This window comes from Microbacterium oxydans, from assembly GCF_000956405.1.
In the GTDB taxonomy this organism is placed as follows: Bacteria; Actinomycetota; Actinomycetes; order Actinomycetales; family Microbacteriaceae; genus Microbacterium; species Microbacterium oxydans_C.
On the sequence record NZ_JYIV01000015.1, the window covers coordinates 30,957 to 50,929 of the forward strand.

21 protein-coding genes are annotated in these 19,973 nt (G+C 69.4%); 8 read left to right on the forward strand and 13 right to left on the reverse strand.

The features are described 5' to 3' along the window. Positions 1 to 31: 31 nt before the first annotated feature. Both RN51_RS17905 and RN51_RS02445 read left to right on the forward strand, forming a co-directional pair. The gene (locus tag RN51_RS17905) at positions 32 to 2,167 is read left to right on the forward strand and encodes a CapA family protein (RefSeq protein WP_197073165.1); all 2,136 of its coding nucleotides are present in this window, start codon (positions 32 to 34) and stop codon (positions 2,165 to 2,167) included. 195 nt (positions 2,168 to 2,362) lie between these two features. After that, the gene (locus tag RN51_RS02445) at positions 2,363 to 2,770 is read left to right on the forward strand and encodes a hypothetical protein (RefSeq protein ID WP_045262458.1); all 408 of its coding nucleotides are present in this window, start codon (positions 2,363 to 2,365) and stop codon (positions 2,768 to 2,770) included. Positions 2,771 to 2,995: 225 nt separating this feature from the next. Here the strand turns inward: RN51_RS02445 and RN51_RS02450 are convergent, their stop codons facing one another. Both RN51_RS02450 and RN51_RS02455 read right to left on the reverse strand, forming a co-directional pair. Next, positions 2,996 to 4,372, reverse strand: a complete 1,377-nt coding sequence (locus tag RN51_RS02450) for a hypothetical protein (protein ID WP_045262459.1) — start codon at positions 4,370 to 4,372, stop codon at positions 2,996 to 2,998. A 104-nt stretch (positions 4,373 to 4,476) separates the two neighbouring features. Beyond that, positions 4,477 to 5,364, reverse strand: a complete 888-nt coding sequence (locus RN51_RS02455) for a hypothetical protein (protein WP_231579192.1) — start codon at positions 5,362 to 5,364, stop codon at positions 4,477 to 4,479. Positions 5,365 to 6,036: 672 nt separating this feature from the next. Here RN51_RS02455 and dnaB point away from each other — a divergent pair. Beyond that, entirely contained in the window at positions 6,037 to 7,410 is a 1,374-nt protein-coding gene (gene dnaB / locus RN51_RS02460) for a replicative DNA helicase (protein WP_082066285.1), read from the forward strand. 56 nt (positions 7,411 to 7,466) lie between these two features. Here dnaB and RN51_RS02465 read toward each other — a convergent pair whose 3' ends face one another. Then, a complete protein-coding gene (locus RN51_RS02465) occupies positions 7,467 to 8,303 on the reverse strand; it encodes a hypothetical protein (protein WP_045262460.1) in 837 nt (278 codons plus the stop codon). Between the two features lie 187 nt (positions 8,304 to 8,490). On the opposite strand from RN51_RS02465, the gene RN51_RS02470 reads away from it, so the two are divergent. After that, complete coding sequence (locus RN51_RS02470) at positions 8,491 to 8,934, forward strand: VanZ family protein (protein ID WP_045262503.1); 444 nt, start codon at positions 8,491 to 8,493, stop codon at positions 8,932 to 8,934. 35 nt (positions 8,935 to 8,969) lie between these two features. Here RN51_RS02470 and RN51_RS02475 read toward each other — a convergent pair whose 3' ends face one another. Both RN51_RS02475 and RN51_RS02480 read right to left on the reverse strand, forming a co-directional pair. Next, a complete protein-coding gene (locus RN51_RS02475) occupies positions 8,970 to 10,148 on the reverse strand; it encodes an MFS transporter (RefSeq protein WP_045262461.1) in 1,179 nt (392 codons plus the stop codon). After that, positions 10,145 to 10,681, reverse strand: coding sequence for a Chromate resistance protein ChrB (locus RN51_RS02480; RefSeq protein ID WP_045262462.1), 537 nt, complete (start codon positions 10,679 to 10,681; stop codon positions 10,145 to 10,147). The genes RN51_RS02475 and RN51_RS02480 overlap by 4 nt, the downstream gene beginning before the upstream one ends. Positions 10,682 to 10,765: 84 nt before the next feature. On the opposite strand from RN51_RS02480, the gene RN51_RS02485 reads away from it, so the two are divergent. Further along, entirely contained in the window at positions 10,766 to 11,380 is a 615-nt protein-coding gene (locus RN51_RS02485) for a class I SAM-dependent methyltransferase (RefSeq protein ID WP_045262463.1), read from the forward strand. Between the two features lie 25 nt (positions 11,381 to 11,405). Here RN51_RS02485 and RN51_RS02490 read toward each other — a convergent pair whose 3' ends face one another. After that, positions 11,406 to 12,542 (reverse strand): epoxide hydrolase family protein, encoded by a 1,137-nt coding sequence (locus tag RN51_RS02490; protein WP_045262504.1) that lies wholly within the window; start codon positions 12,540 to 12,542, stop codon positions 11,406 to 11,408. Between the two features lie 61 nt (positions 12,543 to 12,603). Here RN51_RS02490 and RN51_RS02495 point away from each other — a divergent pair, with 61 nt between their 5' ends. After that, positions 12,604 to 13,314, forward strand: a complete 711-nt coding sequence (locus tag RN51_RS02495) for a helix-turn-helix transcriptional regulator (protein ID WP_197073166.1) — start codon at positions 12,604 to 12,606, stop codon at positions 13,312 to 13,314. Positions 13,315 to 13,339: 25 nt separating this feature from the next. Here the strand turns inward: RN51_RS02495 and RN51_RS02500 are convergent, their stop codons facing one another. Continuing rightward, positions 13,340 to 13,795 carry an Lrp/AsnC family transcriptional regulator gene (locus RN51_RS02500; protein ID WP_045262464.1) on the reverse strand — a complete coding sequence of 152 codons (456 nt, stop codon included), beginning with the start codon at positions 13,793 to 13,795 and terminating at the stop codon, positions 13,340 to 13,342. A gap of 98 nt (positions 13,796 to 13,893) precedes the next feature. On the opposite strand from RN51_RS02500, the gene RN51_RS02505 reads away from it, so the two are divergent. Continuing rightward, positions 13,894 to 14,517 carry a LysE family translocator gene (locus RN51_RS02505; protein WP_045262465.1) on the forward strand — a complete coding sequence of 208 codons (624 nt, stop codon included), beginning with the start codon at positions 13,894 to 13,896 and terminating at the stop codon, positions 14,515 to 14,517. Between the two features lie 109 nt (positions 14,518 to 14,626). After that, on the forward strand, positions 14,627 to 15,118 hold the full coding sequence (locus tag RN51_RS02510; RefSeq protein WP_045262466.1) for a hypothetical protein: 492 nt from the start codon (positions 14,627 to 14,629) through the stop codon (positions 15,116 to 15,118). 320 nt (positions 15,119 to 15,438) lie between these two features. On the opposite strand, the gene RN51_RS02515 is transcribed toward RN51_RS02510, so the two are convergent. From RN51_RS02515 to RN51_RS02545, 6 genes are all read right to left on the reverse strand, one after another. Continuing rightward, on the reverse strand, positions 15,439 to 15,666 hold the full coding sequence (locus RN51_RS02515; RefSeq protein WP_017829834.1) for an RNA-binding S4 domain-containing protein: 228 nt from the start codon (positions 15,664 to 15,666) through the stop codon (positions 15,439 to 15,441). Positions 15,667 to 15,801: 135 nt separating this feature from the next. Continuing rightward, positions 15,802 to 16,659, reverse strand: a complete 858-nt coding sequence (locus RN51_RS02520) for a hypothetical protein (protein ID WP_231579193.1) — start codon at positions 16,657 to 16,659, stop codon at positions 15,802 to 15,804. Between the two features lie 106 nt (positions 16,660 to 16,765). Continuing rightward, positions 16,766 to 18,082 carry a sensor histidine kinase gene (locus tag RN51_RS02530; RefSeq protein WP_045262467.1) on the reverse strand — a complete coding sequence of 439 codons (1,317 nt, stop codon included), beginning with the start codon at positions 18,080 to 18,082 and terminating at the stop codon, positions 16,766 to 16,768. Next, positions 18,075 to 18,752 (reverse strand): response regulator transcription factor, encoded by a 678-nt coding sequence (locus RN51_RS02535; protein ID WP_045262468.1) that lies wholly within the window; start codon positions 18,750 to 18,752, stop codon positions 18,075 to 18,077. Before RN51_RS02535 ends, RN51_RS02530 begins: the two co-directional genes overlap by 8 nt. 108 nt (positions 18,753 to 18,860) lie before the next feature. Beyond that, entirely contained in the window at positions 18,861 to 19,439 is a 579-nt protein-coding gene (locus RN51_RS02540) for a putative immunity protein (RefSeq protein ID WP_045262508.1), read from the reverse strand. Positions 19,440 to 19,444: 5 nt separating this feature from the next. Beyond that, the gene (locus RN51_RS02545; RefSeq protein ID WP_045262469.1) at positions 19,445 to 19,903 is read right to left on the reverse strand and encodes a DUF6194 family protein; all 459 of its coding nucleotides are present in this window, start codon (positions 19,901 to 19,903) and stop codon (positions 19,445 to 19,447) included. Between the last annotated feature and the right edge of the window lie 70 nt (positions 19,904 to 19,973).

The window sequence follows — 19,973 nt, forward strand, 5'->3', positions numbered from 1 at the left end:
CTGGGTCTCGTCGGCGAACCGGCGCCCGCGCGTGACCGCGGTCTCGCCGCCACCGCGCGCCGCGTGGGGTGACGCCGCGAAAGGGCTGCTGATCGTCCTCGTGGTCTTCTGGCACGTCGTGCTGAAGACGTACCTGCAGATCGATTGGCGCATCGGCATCCCGATCCCCGGTGTCTGGGGCCTGGCCGGCGATGTCATCTGGCCGTTCCTGATGCCGCTGTTCCTGCTCGTGTCGGGCTACTTCGCCGCGGGTGCGCTCGCGCGGCCATGGGCTGCCGTGTGGCGACCTCGGGTCGTGCGCTTCCTCTACCTCTACCTGCTGTGGACGCTGATCCACATGGTCGCGATGTGGGCGTTCCCCGACTTCCCCACGTTCGTTCCCCGGAGCGTGTCCGAGTTCGTCGAGGGGGTGACGATCAGCCCGCCGAACACCTGGTATCTCTATGCGCTCGCGCTCTACTTCCTCGTGGCCACGGGGCTGCAGCGGGTTCCGCGCTGGGTGCTCCTGGTCGCCGCGTCGGCGCTGTCTGTCACGGTCGCCGCCGGCGTGGTCGACGTCGTGAGCAACCGAGGGTCGCTCCTCTACAACCTGCTGTTCTTCCTGATCGGGGCCTATCTCGCGCCGCAGATCGGTCGCTTCACGGCCCGGCCTCGGCGCCTTGTGGCGGGACTGCTCCTCCTCGCCTACCTCGTCGTCTACGCCGTGATGCGCGTGACGGGAACGGAGCAGGTCCCCGGGGTCTGGCCCGTCGTCTCGGTCGTCGGGGTGACGATGGGCCTCGCCGTCGCGACCCTCCTGCCCGGAATGCCGTTCCTGGGGAGAGGGCTGACGTGGCTGGGCGCTCGCACGCTGCCGGTCTATCTCCTGCACATGCCGCTCCTGGTGATCGCGGATGTCGCTCTGGTCGGCCCCCTGTCCGACGCGGGGAACGCCGTGCAACTCGTCGCTGCGCTCGTACTTCCTCCGCTGCTGACGGGCGCGCTCGTGGCGGCCTGCGTCTTCCTCGCACGGCTCACGGATCGGGATGGGCTGTCCTGGCTCTGGGATCTTCCCCGGCGGCGGGCAGGCCGCACGGGATCCGCCCGCTCCACACGCGTTCCCTGGCGCACGCCGGTGGCGGTGCTGGTGCTCGCCGCCATGGCCGTCGGGCTGAGCGCGGCCGCAGCATTTCCGGCACGGACGTCAGAGGTGCGCACCTCCTCGGCGGCACGTTCGGGAGAGGTGAGCATCGGGGCGGCGGGCGACATCCTGCTGTATGACATGCAGCATGCCGTGCCGGATGATCGTGGCCGGACGTACTTCGACGACGTGCGTCCGTGGTTCACGGAGGACATCGTCACGGGGAACCTCGAGCAGGCGATCAGTGCGGACACCGGGTACGACAAGTGCGGACGCACTGCGAGCTGCCTGGCGTTCCGGAGCGACCCCGATGCTGCCGCGTACCTGCAGGGGTTCGACTTCCTCAACCAGGCGAACAACCACAGCCACGATTACGGGCGGACGGGTTTCGACGAGACGAGGACGCTTTTGGGTGCGGTGGGGATCGACGCCGTGGGGGAGCGCGACGAGATCGTCGTCACCCACGTCGGGAGCACGTCGGTGGCGATGGTCGGATTCGCACCTTACAGCGGCTTCAACCGCATCACCGATCTGCGGCACGTGCGGCAGCTGGTGCGCGCTGCGGCGGCGCAGGCCGACATCGTGGTCGTGCATGCGCACATGGGGGCGGAGGGGCCAGGCGCCGACGCGGTGACCGCGGGCACGGAGTTCATGTACGGCGAGAACAGGGGCGACCCGATCGCGTTCGCGCATGCCGCTGTGGATGCAGGCGCCGACCTGGTGATCGGCCACGGCCCACATGTGCTCCGCGGGGCGGAGTTCTACCGCGGACGTCTGATCGCCTACAGCCTGGGCAACTTCGGGGGAGGGGGAGTGTTCGGCGCCGAGGAGGAGACGCGGTACGGGGCATACCTCTCCGTGCGGCTGCGAGCGGATGGCAGCATCGTGTCGGGGCGGGTGCGACCCGTGCGGTTCGAGTTCGACGGGGGCGCACCCCGCCCTGATTCGACCGGGCATGCGACCGAGCTGATGAACGAGCGGAGTCGGCGCGACTTCCCCGACACGGCGGCACTCGTGGATGGGGGCGGCGTGCTGCAAGGACCCTAGCGGGCGGGCCTGGCCGGGCTTGGCCGGGGCCTGGTCGAAGGTCGTCGAAGATTGGACGAAAGTCGCCCCGGTTCGGCGTAATGATCTGACCTCCCGTTCCATCTCTCAGGTGTGAGGGTTGCTCGGTCGAAAGGGGGCCGGGCTCTGCGAGGGGTGAGGGAAATCGTGAGTGGTCGAAGCCCGGTGGATCGGCTTATGGATGAGTTGGAGGTCGAGTGCGGGGCGAGCGTGCAGTGCGTCACGGATCGCGTCTCCGCCCTGATGGGCATCGATATCGAAGTGCAGGTTCTCGGGGAGGCGGAGTGGCAGAAGGTGCCGCGGCACGTGCTGGTGGAAGGTGATCGCGCCAGGATCCCCATCCGGGCCTCGGACCCGCGCTGGTATCGGTTGCATGTGGTGGTGCACGAGCTGGCGCATCTGCTGAGCGGAGACTGCCGCTGCGCAGCACTGCCCATGTCGTTCGAGCAGCTCCGCCGCCCCGCGCAGGCGCGAGTGCTCATGCATGCGGGTGCCAGTGGGTTCGAGCCGGAGGAGCCGGACGCCGACCAGGTCGCGGAGCAGCACGCCGATGCACTCGCCCGCCGGCTGGGCGCATTGCTGTGAAGTGACAGGCGCGAACGCCGCACGCTTGTCGGGAGGGTGAACGACTTCCGGGCGCGACGGATGCCCCGTGGTGGGGTTGCCACGGGGCATCCGCCCTTCTGCGCCGGCGTCGAACGACGGTGTGAGCTGGGGGCTACGACTCCGTCGACGTATGGGGTGGACGCATCGGCGCACCGGCGATGCGGGTCTCCTCCCCCGAGGACGAGCGCATCGCCGGCGTCATCGCTACGCCGTCAGCCGGCGACGTCGCAGCAGGCCCGCGCCTCCGAGGAGGAGCAGGAGTGCGGCGAGGGCGATCAGTCCTTCAGAGGGCGCTCCGCCCGTCATCGCGAGCCCGCTGGCCTGGCCGGTGGTCGCTGCGCCTGAGGCGAAAGCGGCTCCGGACGTGCCGGGGGTCGAGGTGCTGGGGTTCGTTCCCGGGTTGGTCCCGGGGTTCGTTCCCGGGTTCGTCCCCGGGTCGGTGCCGGGGTCGGTGCCAGGGTTCGTTCCCGTGCCGGGGTCGGTCACCGTCGCCTCCCCGATCACGGAGATGGCGTTTCCGCCGAGCGTGATCGGAAGGCTGATGGGCAGCGCCACCTGGGTGCCGCCGAGGATGCCGTCGGTTCCGGTGGTGGTGTTGCCGCCGGTGGGCGGGGCGGGGGTGGTGGTCCCGCCGGTGCCGGTGCCGGTGCCGGTGCCGGTGCCGGTGCGGGTGACGGTGGCGTCGTCGAGGACGGAGATCGCGTTGCCGGTCACGCCGATGGGGGCGGTGACGGGTGCGGTGATCTGGGTGCCGCCGAGGATGCCGTCGGTTCCGGTGGTGGTGTTGCCGCCGGTGGACGGGGCGGGAGGTGCGGGTGAAGCCGCTCCGCTGCCCGTGGCCGAGGTGTCGCCCAGCAGGGAGATCGCGTTGCCCGACACCGTGACCGGTGCCGTGACGGGCGCAATGACCTGCGTGCCGCTGCCGACGCCGTCCTCTCCGGACGTCGTCGATGCGGCCGGGGTGGAGGGTGCCGGTGCTGCGGCTCCCTGCCCGGCCGGAGCGGTGCTCTCGGTGTCGCCGAGCACCGACACGGCGTTGCCCGTCACGGTGATCGGTGCGTTGACCGCGAGCAGGGACTGCGTGCCCGAGAGCACGCCGTCCAGGCCGTTCGTGGTCACGAGAGGCGCCCCGGCCGATGTGCCGGCCTGGGGAGCCGGGCTCTGGGGAGATCCGGCCGGGGCGCTGGTCGTTGCGGTGTCGACCACGCTCACGGCGTTGTTCGACACGGTCACGGGGAGGTTGACGGTGACGGCTGCCTGAGTGCCGGATGCCGTCCCCGACGCGCCGCTCGTCTGAGCCGGTGCCGGTGCCGGTGCCGGGGCTGGGGCTGGCGCGGGTGCGGGTGCGGGTGCGGGTGCCGGTGCGGGTGCTGGCGGGGCTGCCACCGCGGCGTCGCTCAACACCGAGATCGCATTGTTCACGACGGAGATCGGGGCGGTGATCGCCGTCTCCGCCTGGGTGCCGGAGAGCAGTCCGTCGTCTCCGGTCGTCTCGGCCGCGTTCGCGACCGTCGCGCCGAAGAGCGTGATGCCCCCGGCGATGAGCGTGCCCCAGAGGGCCCGCTTCAAGGAAGTACGCATGATGGTTCTCCTGACTGGGTTTGATCGTCTGATGGGTGCACGCGATCAGAGTGCGCGTGCAGCACGGCATCTGTCGTTCCTCGGGGGAACGACGTGACGGTCCGTCAGTCAGGAGAGACGTCGGTGTCGGCGACGGGCGACGAGGGAAGCTCGTCGTCGGATGCGCCGGAGGTCCGCTCGCCAGCACGGAGCGGAGAAGTGTTCGCGTCGCTGAGACGCGCGTGAGATGTGCTGCCTCCGCCACCGGAACCGGCGGAGGAGGACGCGGGAACGACGGCCCCGGGTGGGCTCCCGGCCGGAACGCCGCTGGGCGCATGGGTGCCATCGTCGGCGGCTGCCGAACCGCTCGAGGATGTCGAGGACGGAGCTCTTCCCTGCGACGCAGACGTCGGAGACGGAGACGGAGGCGTCGCCGCAGGCTGCGCGCTCACGTCGAGGCCGTCGGTCGCAGTCGCGGCGACAGGCTCTGCGACGTTCTCGGCACCTTCAGCCGGTTCGCCCGGCGTCGTGGGTGCTGTCGGGTCGAGGGCTCCCAGGACGGGAGGGACGGTCTCATTCGTCACGTTCCCGAGCAGCGCGGTGGTGTCGTCGACGACGCCGACCACGTCTCCGACCGCCGAGATCAGGCCGAGGTCGGAGACGAGCCCGCCGACGACGGGGAGATCGGATACGGCTTCGAGCACCGGGTCGGTGATCTGCGAGACGGGTGCTCCGGTCAGGGTGTCGGTGACGGGCGTGACGACGGCGGTCGCCGTCTCGGTCACGGCATTCACGACGGGTGCGACGACCGGCCCGACGACCGGCGCAGTGGTCACCGGCTGCGTCACGGCGGCGACCACGGCGGGGGCGGCCTGCTGCACAGGAGCGACCACCTGCGTGACCACGGGGGCGACGACCTGGGTGACGATCGGTGTCACAGGGGCCGTGACGGTCGACACCGTCTCGCTGACCAACGAGGTGAGTCCATCGAGGGGGGCCGTCGTGCTGCTCATCGGCATGCGCGGACCCGCCCGCGAAGAGCACCGCGAGCGTGGTCAAGGCGAGCACGCCGATGCCACCCCAGAAGACGCCGGCAGGTACGCCGCGTCGGGTGGCTCGAGCGTCCACGTCAACCTCCCCCTCAGAAGGCGATGCGCATTCGCCTTCCCCTCAGAAGGCGACACATCTCGGCGCACATGCGTCGATTGCGGGCGACGATACTCGCGCTCGGGCGTTCTGTCTAGGGGTTATCCGCGGGTTTCCGCGGATGTCAGCGCATGACGCGCCCGAGGAAATCTCGGCTTGACTTTCCCCAAGTTCTACACATCTCATACACGCGGTGGGCAACCTTCAACGCCCGATTTAAACTGATTTCCATCCACAGGCTGGGGAATCGACAAAGTCCAGCTCAGGACGAATAAAAAAGTTTCGGTCCTCGCTCCTCCACGGGGTTATCCACACCCGTTGTGCACAGACACTCCAGGTTTGTTCGCACGCTCTCCACAAGGTTATCCACAGGCCGTCTTGCATGGGGAAACCGTCGCTCGTAGCGTGGGCGAGCGACCGAATGTCGGACGCACCTGTTTTGCTGTTCAGGACGGTGTGAGGGTCGAGTGCCGCGGGGGTCAACCCTCGAGGCGTCCCCCACGACATCGCATCGAAAACGTCGCATCGAAGGGAAGACTGTGTCGATCGCCGACATCTCCGAGGAGCGCATGGGCGCGAAGCGCGCTCCAGAGCGCACGCCTCCCCACGATCTCCTCGCCGAGCAGAGCGCCCTGGGCGGCATGCTCCTGTCGAAGGATGCGGTCGCCGATGTCATCGAGACGCTCAAGGGCGCAGACTTCTACATCCCGAAGCACGAGCTGATCTTCGAAGCGATCCTCTCGCTGTATTCGCACGGTGAGCCCACCGACGTCGTGGCCGTTACCGACGAGCTCATCAAGACCGGTGAGCTCGGCCGCGCCGGCGGTGCCGACTACCTGCACACGCTGACGTCGATCGTCCCCACGGCCGCGAACGCCGGATACTACGCCGGCATCGTCTCGGAGCGCGCGATCCTGCGCCGCCTCGTCGACGCCGGCACCCGCATCGTGCAGCTCGGCTATGCCGGCGAAGGCGACGCGACCGACATCGTCAACAACGCGCAGGCCGAGATCTACTCGATCACCGGATCCGAGACGGCCGAAGACTACGTGCCCCTGCAGATCGCCGTCGACGCCGCGCTCGAGGAGATCGAGGCGGCGAGCGGCCGCGACGGGTCCATGACCGGCGTGCCGACCGGCTTCAAGGAGCTCGATGAGCTCACCAACGGCCTGCACGGCGGTCAGATGATCGTCGTCGCCGCCCGACCCGCCATGGGTAAGTCCACGCTCGCGCTCGACTTCGCGCGCGCGGCATCCATCGGCCACAACCTCCCCTCCGTCTTCTTCTCGCTCGAGATGGGCAAGAGCGAGATCGCCATGCGTCTGCTCAGCGCCGAAGGTGCCATCCCCTTGCAGAACATGCGAAAGGGAAACCTCGACCCGCGCGACTGGACCACCGTCGCCGCGACGCGAGGACGCATCAACGACGCCCCGCTCTACATCGACGACAGCCCCAACATGACTCTCGTCGAGATCCGAGCGAAGTGCCGTCGCCTCAAGCAGCGTGAGGGCCTGCGCATGGTCATCATCGACTATCTGCAGCTCATGACATCGGGCAAGCGCGTCGAGTCGCGTCAGCAGGAGGTCTCGGAGTTCTCTCGAAGCCTCAAGCTCATCGCCAAGGAGCTGCAGGTTCCGGTCATCGCCCTGTCGCAACTGAACCGTGGTCCGGAGCAGCGCACCGACAAGAAGCCCGCCATCAGCGACCTGCGAGAGTCCGGCTCGATCGAGCAGGACGCCGACATGGTCATCCTGCTGCATCGCGACTCCGTCTACGACAAGGACGTGCGTCCGGGTGAGGCCGACCTGATCGTCGCCAAGCACCGTAACGGTCCCACCGCGACGATCACGGTCGCCTTCCAGGGGCACTACTCGCGCTTCGCCGACATGGCACCCGGCGGCGACTTCAACTGATCACGGGGCTTCCCTGACGCGGCGTCGGCGCGAGAGGGACGGCGACGCCGCTGCGGTCAGAGCGTCAGCAGTCGATCCGCCCGCACCCTGTCGATGCCCCCGCGCCATCCGGAGAGCGGCGGGGTGATGTCCGACCGCGGCCCGCCCGCCCAGGCGTCCGCGACCTCCCTGCGCGAGACGAAGCGGTCCCAACTCGGGGACAGCGTGCTCGGCAGCAGACCGTACTCGGCGAGTGCGATGAGGATGCCGTACCGCTGGTACTTGTCCGTCCCGGGGATGATCTTGGCACGGGCCACGGCTTTCTCGAGCCCGCCCGCCGTCGTGCCGGCCGGCTGCGAGTCGATCAGGTCGATGAGGGTGCGCAGCCGTTCGCGGTCTTCATCCGTCGGAGCGGGGAGCCCCGTCGCTGCAGCGGTCTCGAGGTCGGGGAGGTAACGAGCGGGCTGCTCGTTCCAGGCCCAGCCGAGCGCGATGCGCAGCAACACCTCGGTGGCGTCGAACTCATGGGCGTCGCCCTGTCCGAGCGCCAACCCGCAGTCCGGGAGCCCCTCGACGCCGACGGGAGCGGTCGCGAGGTGACGTGCCCAGGCGAAGGAGATGACGATCTGGCGTCCGTGCGCTGCGCTGCCCAGGCCCGCCACGAAGGCAGCGAGCACCGCATCCTCATCCAGTGCCGAGGCGGCGGAGATCGATCGTTCGAAGACCTCGACGGGAGCGAGGCGCTCTTCCGCCCGAATCGGCCAACCGGACGATTCGGCCGCGGCCACATCGCCGGGGTCATCCGACCGCTCGGCTCCCGCGACGCCGCCCGTCCGTGTGAAGCGGTATCCGTACAGCCGCATGAGGATGTCGAGTTCGGCTCCGGCGGGAAAGCGGCGTGGTGCGGTGATCACCTCGCCAGGCTAGAGCACGCGTGGTTGAGGAGGGCCTCAGGGCCGGGCCGGATCGCCCCGGCCCCCCGCAGCCATTCGGAACCCGCGCGGAGTTCAACCAGAGCCCGAACACACGGCCCCGGCCGAACTCACGCTACAGACCGAAACGCATACGCTCACGCAACATCCGATGCGGTGGGGTGGACTCATGACCCCCTCAGCTCACTCACGCGCATCGTCCGGTCCGCGGCTGCTCGTCGCGGGGCTCGCGGCGCTGGCGGTCGTCGTCGTCACGCTGACACCGCGTCGATTCGCCGGCCCCGCTCGTGCGCTCTTCATGGACTTCGCCCATGTGTTCGCCGGGCCGCTGGTCGAGCCGATGAGCTATCTCCAGTTGGAGAGCACGCTGAACGCTCTGCTCTTCGTGCCGCTCGGAGCAGCGGTGGCGCTCGCGCTCAGCAGACATCTCTGGATACTCGCCCCCGTGCTGGTGTTCGGCGCGTCGTTCGCGATCGAACACGTGCAGGCCTCGATCCCCGGGCGAGTTCCCGACGTGCAGGACATCATCTGGAACACAGTGGGTGGAGTCGTGGGGGCAGCGGTGGTGGGGGTCGTCCGTGCGATCGGGGGAGCACTGCGGCACGGTCGATGACGACGGGGTCGATGACGACAGGGCCCGCCGTGCCGTCAGGGGCTGGTTGCGGTGTGCGGCAGGGCGCGGGTGGTCGCTCCGGACGCGGCGACGACGAGCGCGAGTGCCGCGAGACCCCAGGGCAGCGTCGCGGCCACGGCGACGGCTCCGACCAACAGCGGCCCTCCGGCGTCGCCGAGTTCCCGACCGAGCTCGGCTGTTCCCATCGTGCGTCCCATCCGCTCGGGCGGTGTCGTGTCGGCCAGGTGGGCGAAGGCGAAAGGCGTCGAGATACCGATTCCGACGCCGAGCAATGCGGCGGCGACGTACAGGCACGGAATCGCGGGGACGATCGCGGCGAGGAGAATGCCGGCCGTGATGATCCCGAGACCGAGCGCCATCGCGGCACGATCGCTCAGGCGCCCCTTGTCGCGGAGCCGCCCCGCCCAGGGCTGGGTGAGCGCCGAGCTGAGTGCCAGGACCGAGGCGATCGCGATGCTCGCGAAGAGCGGTGCGCCTTCACTGCTGGCCAGCGCGGGGAGGAAGCCGATCGATGCGCCGAGCGCCCCGGTGGACGCGGCGAGCACGAGCGTGGGGATGAGGAAGCCCCGCTCGGTCGTCTGGCGCACCAGATCGGCGATCGTGTACCGGGGTCGAGGAAGCGGCTCGAGGCGGGGCAGAGAGATCGCCACCCAGATCGCGGTGACGACAGCGAGCGCGCTCAGGGAGGCGAAGAGCAGGGTGAAGCCGCCCAGGAAGATCAGTGCGGCGCCGAGGAGAGGACCCAGGGTGTAGCCGAGTCCCTTCCAGGAGCCGTATCGGCCGAAGTATCTGCCCTTCGCGCCGGGTGAGGCCAGACGCGCGACTGTCGCGGACGACGCGGGTGAGAACGCCGAAGCAGCCGCGCCCTGTCCGAGTCGCGCGATCGCGAGGGCTGCCGTGCTCGACGACCACACCCCGATGAGCGAGGCGACAGCGAAGGCCACAAGCCCGAACACGATCACCGGCTTCGCGCCGATCCGGTCGGACAGCGAGCCGAAGACGGGTTTGAGGAACACCTCGGCGAGGTCGTAGATCGCCAGAAGTGCCCCCAGCCGCAGGAGGTCGAGCCCGATGTCCTCGCCGGTCGCGTCGATGCCCGCGGCGATGCTGTGGGCGCCGAACGCGGTGACGAAGCCGGCCGCATACAGCGGTGCCACCTGGCGGGTCGCCGGTGCGGCGGTCGGCGCGCTCACGCGTGGACGGCCTGGTAGACGAGGTCGGCGAAGCGGGCGAGGTCTTTCACGCACGCGGCCAGCTCGCGGTCCGCGCCCTTGGACGAGGCGGAGTCGAACACGTCGCGGGCGCGGATCGTGCGGTGCCAGCGCTGCAGTCGGTCGAGGCTCTGCTCCTCCTCCTCGAGCTCAGCCAGCGTGAACTTCTTCTTCTCGATCTCACGCGCGATCTCGGCGCGGTACTTCGCGCAGTCGGCGACGAACTCCGCCCAGTCGTCTGCTCTCGCCGCGTCGAACAGTGCCCGGAGCGCAGCGGTGTCACCGCCATCGGCCTGGGTGCGGAGCACGAGGATGTCGCCCTCGCCGCGCTGCGCGAGCGCCCGCGCCCGTTCGACCCCTTCGACGCACGCCGGTACATCCGGCGTGACCCAGGTGCCCTGCCCCGCGGGTACCGCGCCGAACTGACGCAGCTCGCGCCAGACGGCAACGCGATGCCGCGACGGTGAGGCGGGTACCTGCACCAGGAGCACGAGCCAGTTGTCCGATTTCGTCACACCCAGAACTGTAACAGCTGTTACATCGATCCGCGCGTGCGACCCCGATAGCGTGGAGTCCGATCATCGCGAGAGCGGGGAGACATGGCTCAGCAGGAGACAGGCGATGTGCGTGTGCGCGAGGGGTACGCCGCGCGAGCCGCCGAGTACACGGAGCTGTTCGGCGACATCACGCAGATGGACGACGACGACCGGGAACGCATCGGCCGTTGGGCGGACGGCATCGACGGACGCATCCTCGACGCGGGGTGCGGTCCGGGGCACTGGACGGCGTTCCTCGTCGAGCGTGGTGCCGACGCCGAGGGCATCGACCTCGTGCCGGCCTTCATCGCCGGCGCCACGACCAGGTTCCCCCGTGTCTCGTATCGGACGGCGTCTCTGGCCGAGGCCGACATCCCGCCCGGTTCCTTGGGTGGCGTGCTCGCCTGGTATTCGCTGATCCACGCGACCCCGGATGAGCTTCCACATCTGCTCCAAGCCGCTCGCCGCGGGCTTCATGAGGGTGGACAGCTGCTGGTCGGCTTCTTCGACGGGGCGGACGGGCGGCCTTTCCCGCACGCCGTCACGACGGCGCACTACTGGTCGGTGCCGGGCATGTCGACTCAGCTCGAACGCGCCGGCTTCTCGGTGCTCGACAGCGAGACCCGGGAACAGGAGGGCAGGCGTCCGCACGCATCGATCACCGCTGTCGCGATCTGAGCGATGCGTGCGTGCCCTGCGCAGATCAGGCGAGACCACGGAAGAACCTGCGGATGTCGTCCGCCAGCAGCTCCGGCTCCTCCATCGCCGGGAAGTGCCCACCCGCGGCGAACTCGCTCCAGTGGTCGATCGCCTTGGCAGGGTCCATCGTCCGCCGGATCAGGGGATGCGCGTCGAAGACGGCCCAGCCCGCCGGCACTCCCGAAGGCAGGACGAACTCGAGATCGGAGTGCTCCGACTCGTAGAAGAACGGAGCGACCGACGCCCCGCTGCGGGTGAACCAGTAGAGGCTCACGTTCGTCAGGAGCTGGTCACGGTCGACGTCCGGCGCCCGGTATCCGCCATCGATCCTGCGCTTGAACTTCTCCACGATCCACGCGAGCTGTCCGACGGGTGAATCCGTGAGAGCTGGTCCGATCGTGTCTGGTCGATGGTTGTGCATGCCGATGTACCCGCGCTCCGCAGCGCTCGCGGCTCGTGCGGAGTCGAGCTCGGCACGCTCTTCCGCAGACAGGTCGTCGGGTGCGGGGACCATGTCGCCCACCAGCCCGAGCCACACACGATCGCTGGCGAAGTGCGTGCCGATGACGTGCTCCGGGTGGATCGCGGCCAGTCTTCCGACGATGCCGGTGCCGACGTCCGTGCCATGCGCTGCGAACCGGTCATAGCCGAAGCGCGCCATGATCTCGACGTAGGCGTCGGCCGTTCGGGCCAGATCCCAGCCGGTGCCGGACAGGGGGTTCGAGAAGCCCAGTCCGGGCAGGGACGGGATGACCACGTGGAACTCGTCCGTCAACAGCGGGATCAGCCGCTGGTACTCGACGAATGACGCCGGCCAACTGTCGCTGAGGAGCAGTGGAGTGGCATCCGGGTTCGTCGACCGCACGTGGAGGACATGAAACGTCTGCCCGTCGACGATCGTCGTGTACTGCTCGTATCCGTTGAGGGCCTTCTCCTGCGCCCGCCAGTCGAATCCATCGCGCCAGTGCTCCGCGAGATCCTGCAGGTAGGCGAGGGGGGTTCCACGGGTGAAGTCGGTGCGGTCCTCCCGTCCGGGAACGGGGCGTGGCCACCGCGTACGGGTCAGGCGATCGCGAAGGTCGTCGACGGCGTCCTGCGGGATGTCGATGCGGAATGGGCTGAGGGTGGTGTTCTGGGTCATGTCGTCCACGCTCTCAGCCAATGCGGAAGATGAGTTTCCGCATTTGCTGAGATGATCAGACATGCTCGAGACCTCGGCCCGCCTGCTCGAACTGCTGTCGCTGCTCCAGCTTCCGCGCGACTGGACCAGTTCCGCGCTATCCGAGCGGCTGGGCGTGAGCACGCGGACTGTACGTGCCGACATCGGCAAGCTGCGTTCGCTCGGCTATCCGGTGGATGCCCGACCCGGAGTCGCGGGTGGATATCGTCTGGTCGCCGGAACCGCGATGCCGCCGCTGCTGCTGGACGATGACGAGGCCGTCGCGGTCGCCGTCGGACTGGGCGTGGCGGCGACATGGCGGCTCGGTGTCGAAGAGACGTCGCTCACCGCCCTCGCGAAGCTCGAGCAGGTCATGCCCTCGCGACTGCGCCGCCGCGTGGACGCGATCCGTGAGGCCACGAGTGTGGTTCCTGGGGCCGAGCCTCCGCTCGACCTCGCGGCGCTCAGCGCCGTCGCCGCGGCCATCCGCGCCCATGAACGGCTTCGCTTCGGCTACACGAAACCCGGCGGGAACGAAGAGCAGAGGCACACCGAACCGCAGCGCCTGGTGAGCTGGGGGTCGGTCTGGTACCTGCTCGCGTGGGACCTCGATCGGGAAGACTGGCGCATCTTCCGCGTCGACCGCATGGTTCCACGGGCGTCGACCGGGGTGCGCTTCCGACCGCGAGCCATACCGGAGGGCGACGTCGTCGAGTACGTCGTGCGCCGTGTCACGGAGGCGTCTGTCTCCTGACGTCGCGCTGCGGTCCATCCGCTCATCAGGGGATCGGCACCGCGCGGTCGGCGCCGAGTCGCTTCATCACCATCGTCGACGTCAGCCGCTGCACGCCCGGCAGGGCTCCGAGGGTGTTGTCGTAGAGCTCCTGGTAGGTGCCCATGTCGCGCGTGAGGATGCGCAGCATGTAGTCGGGGTCGCCGAACAGGCGCTGCGCCTCGACGACCGCCGGGATCGCCACCACGGCCTCTTCGAACGCGACGATGGTGTCTTTGTCGGTGCGCCCGATCGTGACGAAGACGATGGCTTCGAACGTCAGGCCGACGGCCGCCGGGGCTACCACCGCCCGGTACCGTTCGATGGCTCCAGACTGCTCCAGTTCCTTGAGTCGACGATGGCACGCGGACAGACTCAACCCCACCCGGGACGCGAGGTGCGTCGCGCTCATCCGGCCGTCGTCCTGCAGTAGAGAGAGAATCTCCCGGTCAAGTGCATCCATGGTGACAATTCTTGCAGGCGGACGGCGCGATGTGCCGAAGAATCGAAGCACCTTTCGCGTCATCCTTCGTAGTCTCTTCCTCGGATTGAGGAGGACCGATGGACATCGCTCTGGTCATGCAGTTCTGGCTGGTCGCCGTCATGCTCGCGTTGACCCCGGGCGCGGACTGGGCGTATGCCATCTCGGCCGGCCTCCGTGCCCGCTCGATCGCCCCGTCCATCCTCGGCATGATCGCCGGGTACACGGTCGTGATCGTCGCCGTCGCGCTGGGGCTCGGAGCCCTGGTCACCGCGTATCCCGTCACCCTGACGACCCTGACCGTGATCGGCGCGCTCTATCTGGTCTTCCTCGGAGCTACGACTCTCGCCAGCCGCCCTGCCCCGATCGCGGAGAGCGGCGAGCCGATCGCGACCGGAGGATGGGGGCAGTTCCTGCGCGGCTCCGGCGTGAGCGGCATCAACCCGAAGGGTCTGCTGCTCCTGCTCGCGCTGCTGCCCCAGTTCACGAGTCCGACCGGCTGGCCCTCGACCACGCAGATGCTCGCCCTCGGGGGACTGCACCTGCTCAACATCGCCGTCGTGTACACGACGGTCGGGCTGCTCGCCCGTCGACTGCTGCGCACCAGACCACGCGCGAGCTCGATCGTCACGCGGATCGCCGGCATCGCGATGACGGTCATCGGCGTCGGCATCCTGATCGAGCAGGTGCTCGAATGGCTGTGACGGCAGAGGCCCGTACCTGGGCGCATGCCGTTCCCGAGAGGGTCCAGGCCTTTTCCCCGGTGGATGCCGACCTCAGCCCGACGCTGCGGAGGTAGCGTCGAAGGGCGGGATGATCGGCGCGCAGGAGGACGATGTGATATCGGCGGGACGGACGACCACGGCCCTGCGGCTGCTGCTGCCGGCGTTCCTGCTCGGCGCGATCATCGCGATCTCGTTCCTCGAGGCACCGCTGAAGTTCCTCGCGCCCGGCGTCACGATCCCGATCGGTCTCGGCATCGGACGACTCGTCTTCACGGCGCTGAACGTGCTCGCGGGTGTCGTGCTCCTCGTGCTCACGTTCGTGAGCGTGCGAGCGAAGGCGGGACGCACGCCCCTCACGATCCTGGGCGCGATCTGGCTGATCTTCGTGGTCGAGGTCGCCGTCATCCGCCCCGTGCTGAACAGGCGCAGCGACCTCGTGATCGCGGGTTCGGAGGCGCCGGGCACCAACTGGGCGCACTATGCATACATCGCGGCCGACGTCGCGATCATCGGGCTCCTCGTGGCGCTGATCGTCGTCACGGCGCGCGCGGTGCTTCCTCCGCCGCACACCGTGTCCTGACCGGATGGTCGGTGCGCGCGTAATCGCGCGGTGCATCCGCCGTCTTCTCTGCGGAGGCAGCGCACCTCCACCGATCGTCTGATCGGACGCCGCGACGACGGGCCTCAGGCCTCGCCGATCGGCAGACGGCAGCGTGTTCGACCCGTGCCCTCCTCGGCGCGGAGGAACCGCCGGCCGGCGCACGAGGGCACGGCTGGGGAGTCGTGGCCCTCGGGGCGGGGTGTCCCGTTCGTTCCCTCGCGGACCGCACACCCCGCCCACTCGGCCTCCCGAGGGGAGTGGGCCTGCGGGAGGAACCGCTCGGCGATCAGGGCGCGATGTCAGGGACGGACGCGGACGGTGCGTCCCTCGAACGACACGAGGTCGCCGTCGCGCAGCTGTCGTCCGCGGCGTCGATCGATCTCGCCGTTCACCGTCACGTACCCGTCGATGATGACCTCTTTGGCGTCGCCGCCCGAGTCGAGCAGGCCGGCGAACTTGAGGAACTGTCCGAGGCGGATCACCTCACCGCCGATGGAGATGTCGTCGATCGGATCGGAGTTCGTCATCCTTGAATGCTAATCGGACTTACGTGCTGATCGGGGTCGCCACCGCAGGACGAGATGGTGCCGCCCGGTGGGGAGCGGCGGCACCATCATGCCGGGCGTCTCGGGTCCGTCCGACAGGACGCGGCCCGCACCGACTCAGTCGATGTCGGTGCCGACGACCGCGAAGTCGGCGTCGAACTCGATGTCGATCGAGCGGCTGTCCGCGGTGAGCACCGAGGCGTCGTAGGGGCTCACGTCGTCGCCGTCGACATCGAGGTCGGTGATCATGCCCTCGGCCTCGGCGAGTGCGGCGGCGACCAGTGCGCGGATCGTCTCGTCGTCGAGGGTCAGCGTCGGGCCGGTGTCGTCGCCGTCTGCCGCGTCGGTCGAGGCGACGCTCGTCGCGAGATCCTTGTCGACACGGACCTCGGTCTCATCTCCCGCCGCTGTGGTCAGCTGCACCTCCCAGGTCCCGTCGCGCTTCGCATCGATCGAGGTGACATCGCCGTCGGCGGCGCCGCGTGCAGCATCCGCGATCGCGATCAGCTCGTCGGCGGAGGCGGAACCGATGCCCGTCACCGGGCCGCGACCGTTCGAGGGGGCGTCACCGCGGTCTTCGCTCCGGGGGCCGTCACCGGGCCGGTCGTGATCCCCGTTGCCTTCGTGGCGCGGACCGTCGGACATCGGGGCACGGTCGTCATCGCCGAACTCGTCGCCGATCGCCGCGCCGATGGCGATGCCGCCGCCGGCGAGGACCACGGCCGCCGCGATGCCGCCGCCGATCAGGAGCGCGCGCTTGCGGCCGGGTTTCGCGGAGGCCGCCGGAGCGTCGGAGGTCGGCTCGGACGCCGGGAACGTCGGGTGCTGCCCGGCGCCGGGTGCGGGTGCCGACGCGGCCGGGGGAGCAGGGGCGGTCGGAGTCGTTGCGGCATCGGGGGTCGGGCTCACCGGTACGGTCGGCGCGTCCGGGGTGCTCTCGGGCGTCTGATCGGGAGAGGGTGTCTTGTCGTCCATGTCTCGATGCTCTCCCGCGAGCGCTGAAGCCTTCCTGAAGCGTCCTGAAGACCTCTTCAGGAACCGGTCCGCTCGAGCGCTTCCGTCGTTCAGTCGCTTCCGTCGTTCAGTCGCTGAGGGGGAGGGTGAGGACGAAGCGTGCGCCGCCCCACCGGGAGTCGTCCACTGTGAGGGACCCGCCGGAGGAGGTGGCGATGCCGCGCGCGATCGCGAGCCCGAGGCCGCTGCCACCCGCGTCGCGGCTGCGGGCCTCGTCGAGGCGCACGAACCGCTCGAAGATGCGCTCGCGCTCCTCGGCGGGAACTCCGGCGCCGTCGTCTTCGACCGTCACGAACACGCGTCCGTCCGAGGGGAGCACTCCGATGGCGACGCGTCCGCGGCTGTGCCGCACGGCGTTGTCGGCGAGGTTGCGCAGCAGCTGACCCAGAAGTCGCGGGTCGCCCTCTGCTCTGGCGGCGGTGATGCCCGCGCCGTCGACATCGATCCCGGCCGCGCGAAGCCGTCGAACCTCCCCGAGGGCGATGTCGTCGAGGTCGACCGCTTCATCGTGCGTGCTCGCACCCTCGTCCAGGCGGGCGAGCAGCAGCAGCGACTCCACGATGCCCTGCAGGCGGAGTCCTTCCTCGGACACGACCTCGGCGAGCTCCCCGATGCTCGTCACCTCGGGGTGGGCCTGGGCGAGCTCCGCATGCTGGCGGATGGTGGCGAGGGGAGACCGCAGTTCGTGCGAGGCGTCCGACACGAAGCGTCGCTGGGCCGTGGCCGCCGCGTCGAGGCGGTCGAGCATGCCGTTCATGGTGGTCGCGAGCGCGGCGACCTCATCCGCGGTCTGGGGCACGGGCACGCGCTGGTGCAGACGCTCGGCGGTGATGCCGTCGACCTCTTCACGGATGCGTTCCACCGGGCGCAGCGCGCGCCCCACGACCAGCCAGGTGGTCACCGCGACGAGAAGCAGCAGCAGGGGAACCGCGATCCCGAGCAGCGTCGCGACCGTCGCCAGGGTCTCGGCGTCATCGTCCATCGAGACAGCGAGCACCATCGTCTGCCCGCCATCGATGTCTTCCGAGACCACGAGGACCGTGTCGCCGTCGACGGTCGTCGTGCGCGGATCGTCGTCGGCGGGAAGCGGCGTCGAACCCAGTTTGTCCCGACCCTCCTCGCTCGCGGCGCGTACCGACCCATCCGGACCGAGGATCTGCAGGATCTCATCTTCGAGGACGTCGATCCCCTTGCCGCCCGGCCCACCTGCGCGTTCGGCGAGTTCGCTGAGCCGCTGTTCCGCCGCGCGCTCCGTGCTGTCGTGGATGCTCGCGCTGAGCACACCGTAGAACGAGAAGGCGCCGACCAGCAGCGCGACCGCGACGACAGCGGTGGCGCCGAGCGTGGTCCTGGCGCGCACCGAACGCCAACTGCGGCTAGCCACCGTCCGCCGCCAGACGATAGCCCGCCCCGCGGATGGTCTCGATGGCCTCACGGCCGAACGGCTTGTCGAGCTTGCGGCGCAGGTGCCCGACGTAGACCTCGACGATGTTGGGGTCGCCGTCGAAGTCGTCGTCCCAGACGCCCTCGATCAGCGCGCGCTTCGACAGCACCTGGCCGCGATGACGCATGAGGTATTCGAGCACCGAGAACTCTCGAGCAGTCAGGGCCACGGGCTTCTCCCCGCGCCACACGCGGTGCGCGGCCGGATCCAGCCGAAGATCGCCCGCCTCCAGGATCGCCGGACGCGCCACGGCCCCGCGGCGCACGAGAGCCCGCAGACGTGCCACGAGGATCGCGAAGGAGAACGGCTTCGTGACGTAGTCGTCGGCCCCGCTCTCGAGCGCCTCGACCTGATCCCACTCGCCGTCCTTCGCGGTGAGCATCAGCACGGGCGTCCAGTTCTCCTCGGCGCGCAGGGCTTCGCAGACCTTCCAGCCGCTCATGCCCGGCATCATCAGGTCGAGCACGATCGCGTCGTACGCCGTCTCGCGCGCCCGCCAGAGCCCGTCGACGCCGTTGTGTGCGACATCGACGGCGAAGCCCTCGGCCTCGAGCCCCCTGCGCACACCGTCGGCAAGGCGCACCTCGTCGTCCACCACCAGGATCCGCATGACTCCAGTGTGACCGCTCGACGCTGAATCGGGGCTGAAGCGGTCGGGCCGACTCATCGACCGCGCCTGGTCGGGCTTTCGAATCGCGCAACTGGTTCCATCTGCGGCTCAGATACAGCCAGTTGCGCGATTCGAAAGCGGGACCTCCTCGACGGCGGACGAGAGGTGCGCCTGGATCTCGCGGATCACCTCGCCGAGGGGGCCGGAGGAGAGGAGCCCGGGGCCGAGAGGGCCGGCGGGGTCGGTGCCCAGCGGTGGGAGGGTGCACAGGGCTGCAGCGGCTTCGGGGGAGAGGTGCGCGAGTTGCCAGCGCATCTCGGCGGCACGGGCGTCGGGAGCCTCCGGGTGTGCCAACTCGACGGCCCATGCGGCGTAGGCGGCGGCCCCCAGAGCATGCGCACCCATGTGCGCGACCCCTGCGGCCTGAGCTGCGGAGCGGGCGGCGGCTTTCCCGACAGGAGTCGCCGCGGCGTGAGCGGCCCTGCCAGCCAGGAAGCGACGACGGATCTCGCCCGCAGCCGTGAGCTCACCCCGCGCGAAGGCGCGCGTCCGGGCGATGGCATCACGCGCACGGTCGTCGTCCGGGGCCTCCCTCTCGAACAGCGGCAGGACGCGCTCGGCGCAGTCCGCCGCCCACACCGCGACGATCCGACGGTCGGTCTCGGTCATGCCCTGCGGAGTCGACACGGGACTCACCTCGCCCGTCGTCCGGTGCGAGAGCGTGCCGCCTCGTGCGCCTCGCGGAGGAGGGCGAGCACAGCGCCCTCCGTCGCCTCTGCGGGGTCGATCACGCACACCCAGCCGGCGGTGCCGTACAACGGGTGGGGCCGGAAGACGTCGACCGCCGTCGGATCGGTGTCGCCGCCCGTGAGAGACCCCGCCTCGATGATCGACTCCGCGCGCTCGCGTCCGACGTGGATGTTCACCCGGAAGCGCCCTGGAGTGTCCAGCGCCGAGGACGTGTCGTCGGGATAGTCCTTCGTGATGATCGTCCCGTACGGCTGCGTGCGCTCCGGCACCCGGCCGTCGGGCGCGTGGTAGAAGTACGCGTCACCCCATGACAGTTCGGGGAATTCGCTGCCTGCCTCCGGGGCGACGACGAGCACGCCGTCGAACGAGCGGACCTCTGCGATGATCTCCTGCATATCCATCCTTCAATGCTGAGGCTGATGTGCTTATGTGGACTCACGGACCGGAAAGACGAGGAATCACGTGCAGAAC

Bases quoted from the DNA above. Each gene is read 5' to 3' on its own strand.
- RN51_RS02445 (WP_045262458.1), top strand. From the start codon at position 2,363: ATGGATGAGTTGGAGGTCGAGTGCGGGGCGAGCGTGCAGTGCGTCACG.
- RN51_RS02450 (WP_045262459.1), bottom strand. From the start codon at position 4,372: ATGCGTACTTCCTTGAAGCGGGCCCTCTGGGGCACGCTCATCGCCGGG.
- RN51_RS02455 (WP_231579192.1), bottom strand. From the start codon at position 5,364: ATGAGCAGCACGACGGCCCCCCTCGATGGACTCACCTCGTTGGTCAGC.
- RN51_RS02470 (WP_045262503.1), top strand. From the start codon at position 8,491: ATGACCCCCTCAGCTCACTCACGCGCATCGTCCGGTCCGCGGCTGCTC.
- RN51_RS02485 (WP_045262463.1), top strand. From the start codon at position 10,766: ATGGCTCAGCAGGAGACAGGCGATGTGCGTGTGCGCGAGGGGTACGCC.
- RN51_RS02490 (WP_045262504.1), bottom strand. From the start codon at position 12,542: ATGACCCAGAACACCACCCTCAGCCCATTCCGCATCGACATCCCGCAG.
- RN51_RS02495 (WP_197073166.1), top strand. From the start codon at position 12,604: ATGCTCGAGACCTCGGCCCGCCTGCTCGAACTGCTGTCGCTGCTCCAG.
- RN51_RS02500 (WP_045262464.1), bottom strand. From the start codon at position 13,795: ATGGATGCACTTGACCGGGAGATTCTCTCTCTACTGCAGGACGACGGC.
- RN51_RS02505 (WP_045262465.1), top strand. From the start codon at position 13,894: ATGGACATCGCTCTGGTCATGCAGTTCTGGCTGGTCGCCGTCATGCTC.
- RN51_RS02510 (WP_045262466.1), top strand. From the start codon at position 14,627: ATGATCGGCGCGCAGGAGGACGATGTGATATCGGCGGGACGGACGACC.
- RN51_RS02515 (WP_017829834.1), bottom strand. From the start codon at position 15,666: ATGACGAACTCCGATCCGATCGACGACATCTCCATCGGCGGTGAGGTG.
- RN51_RS02520 (WP_231579193.1), bottom strand. From the start codon at position 16,659: ATGGACGACAAGACACCCTCTCCCGATCAGACGCCCGAGAGCACCCCG.
- RN51_RS02535 (WP_045262468.1), bottom strand. From the start codon at position 18,752: ATGCGGATCCTGGTGGTGGACGACGAGGTGCGCCTTGCCGACGGTGTG.
- RN51_RS02545 (WP_045262469.1), bottom strand. From the start codon at position 19,903: ATGGATATGCAGGAGATCATCGCAGAGGTCCGCTCGTTCGACGGCGTG.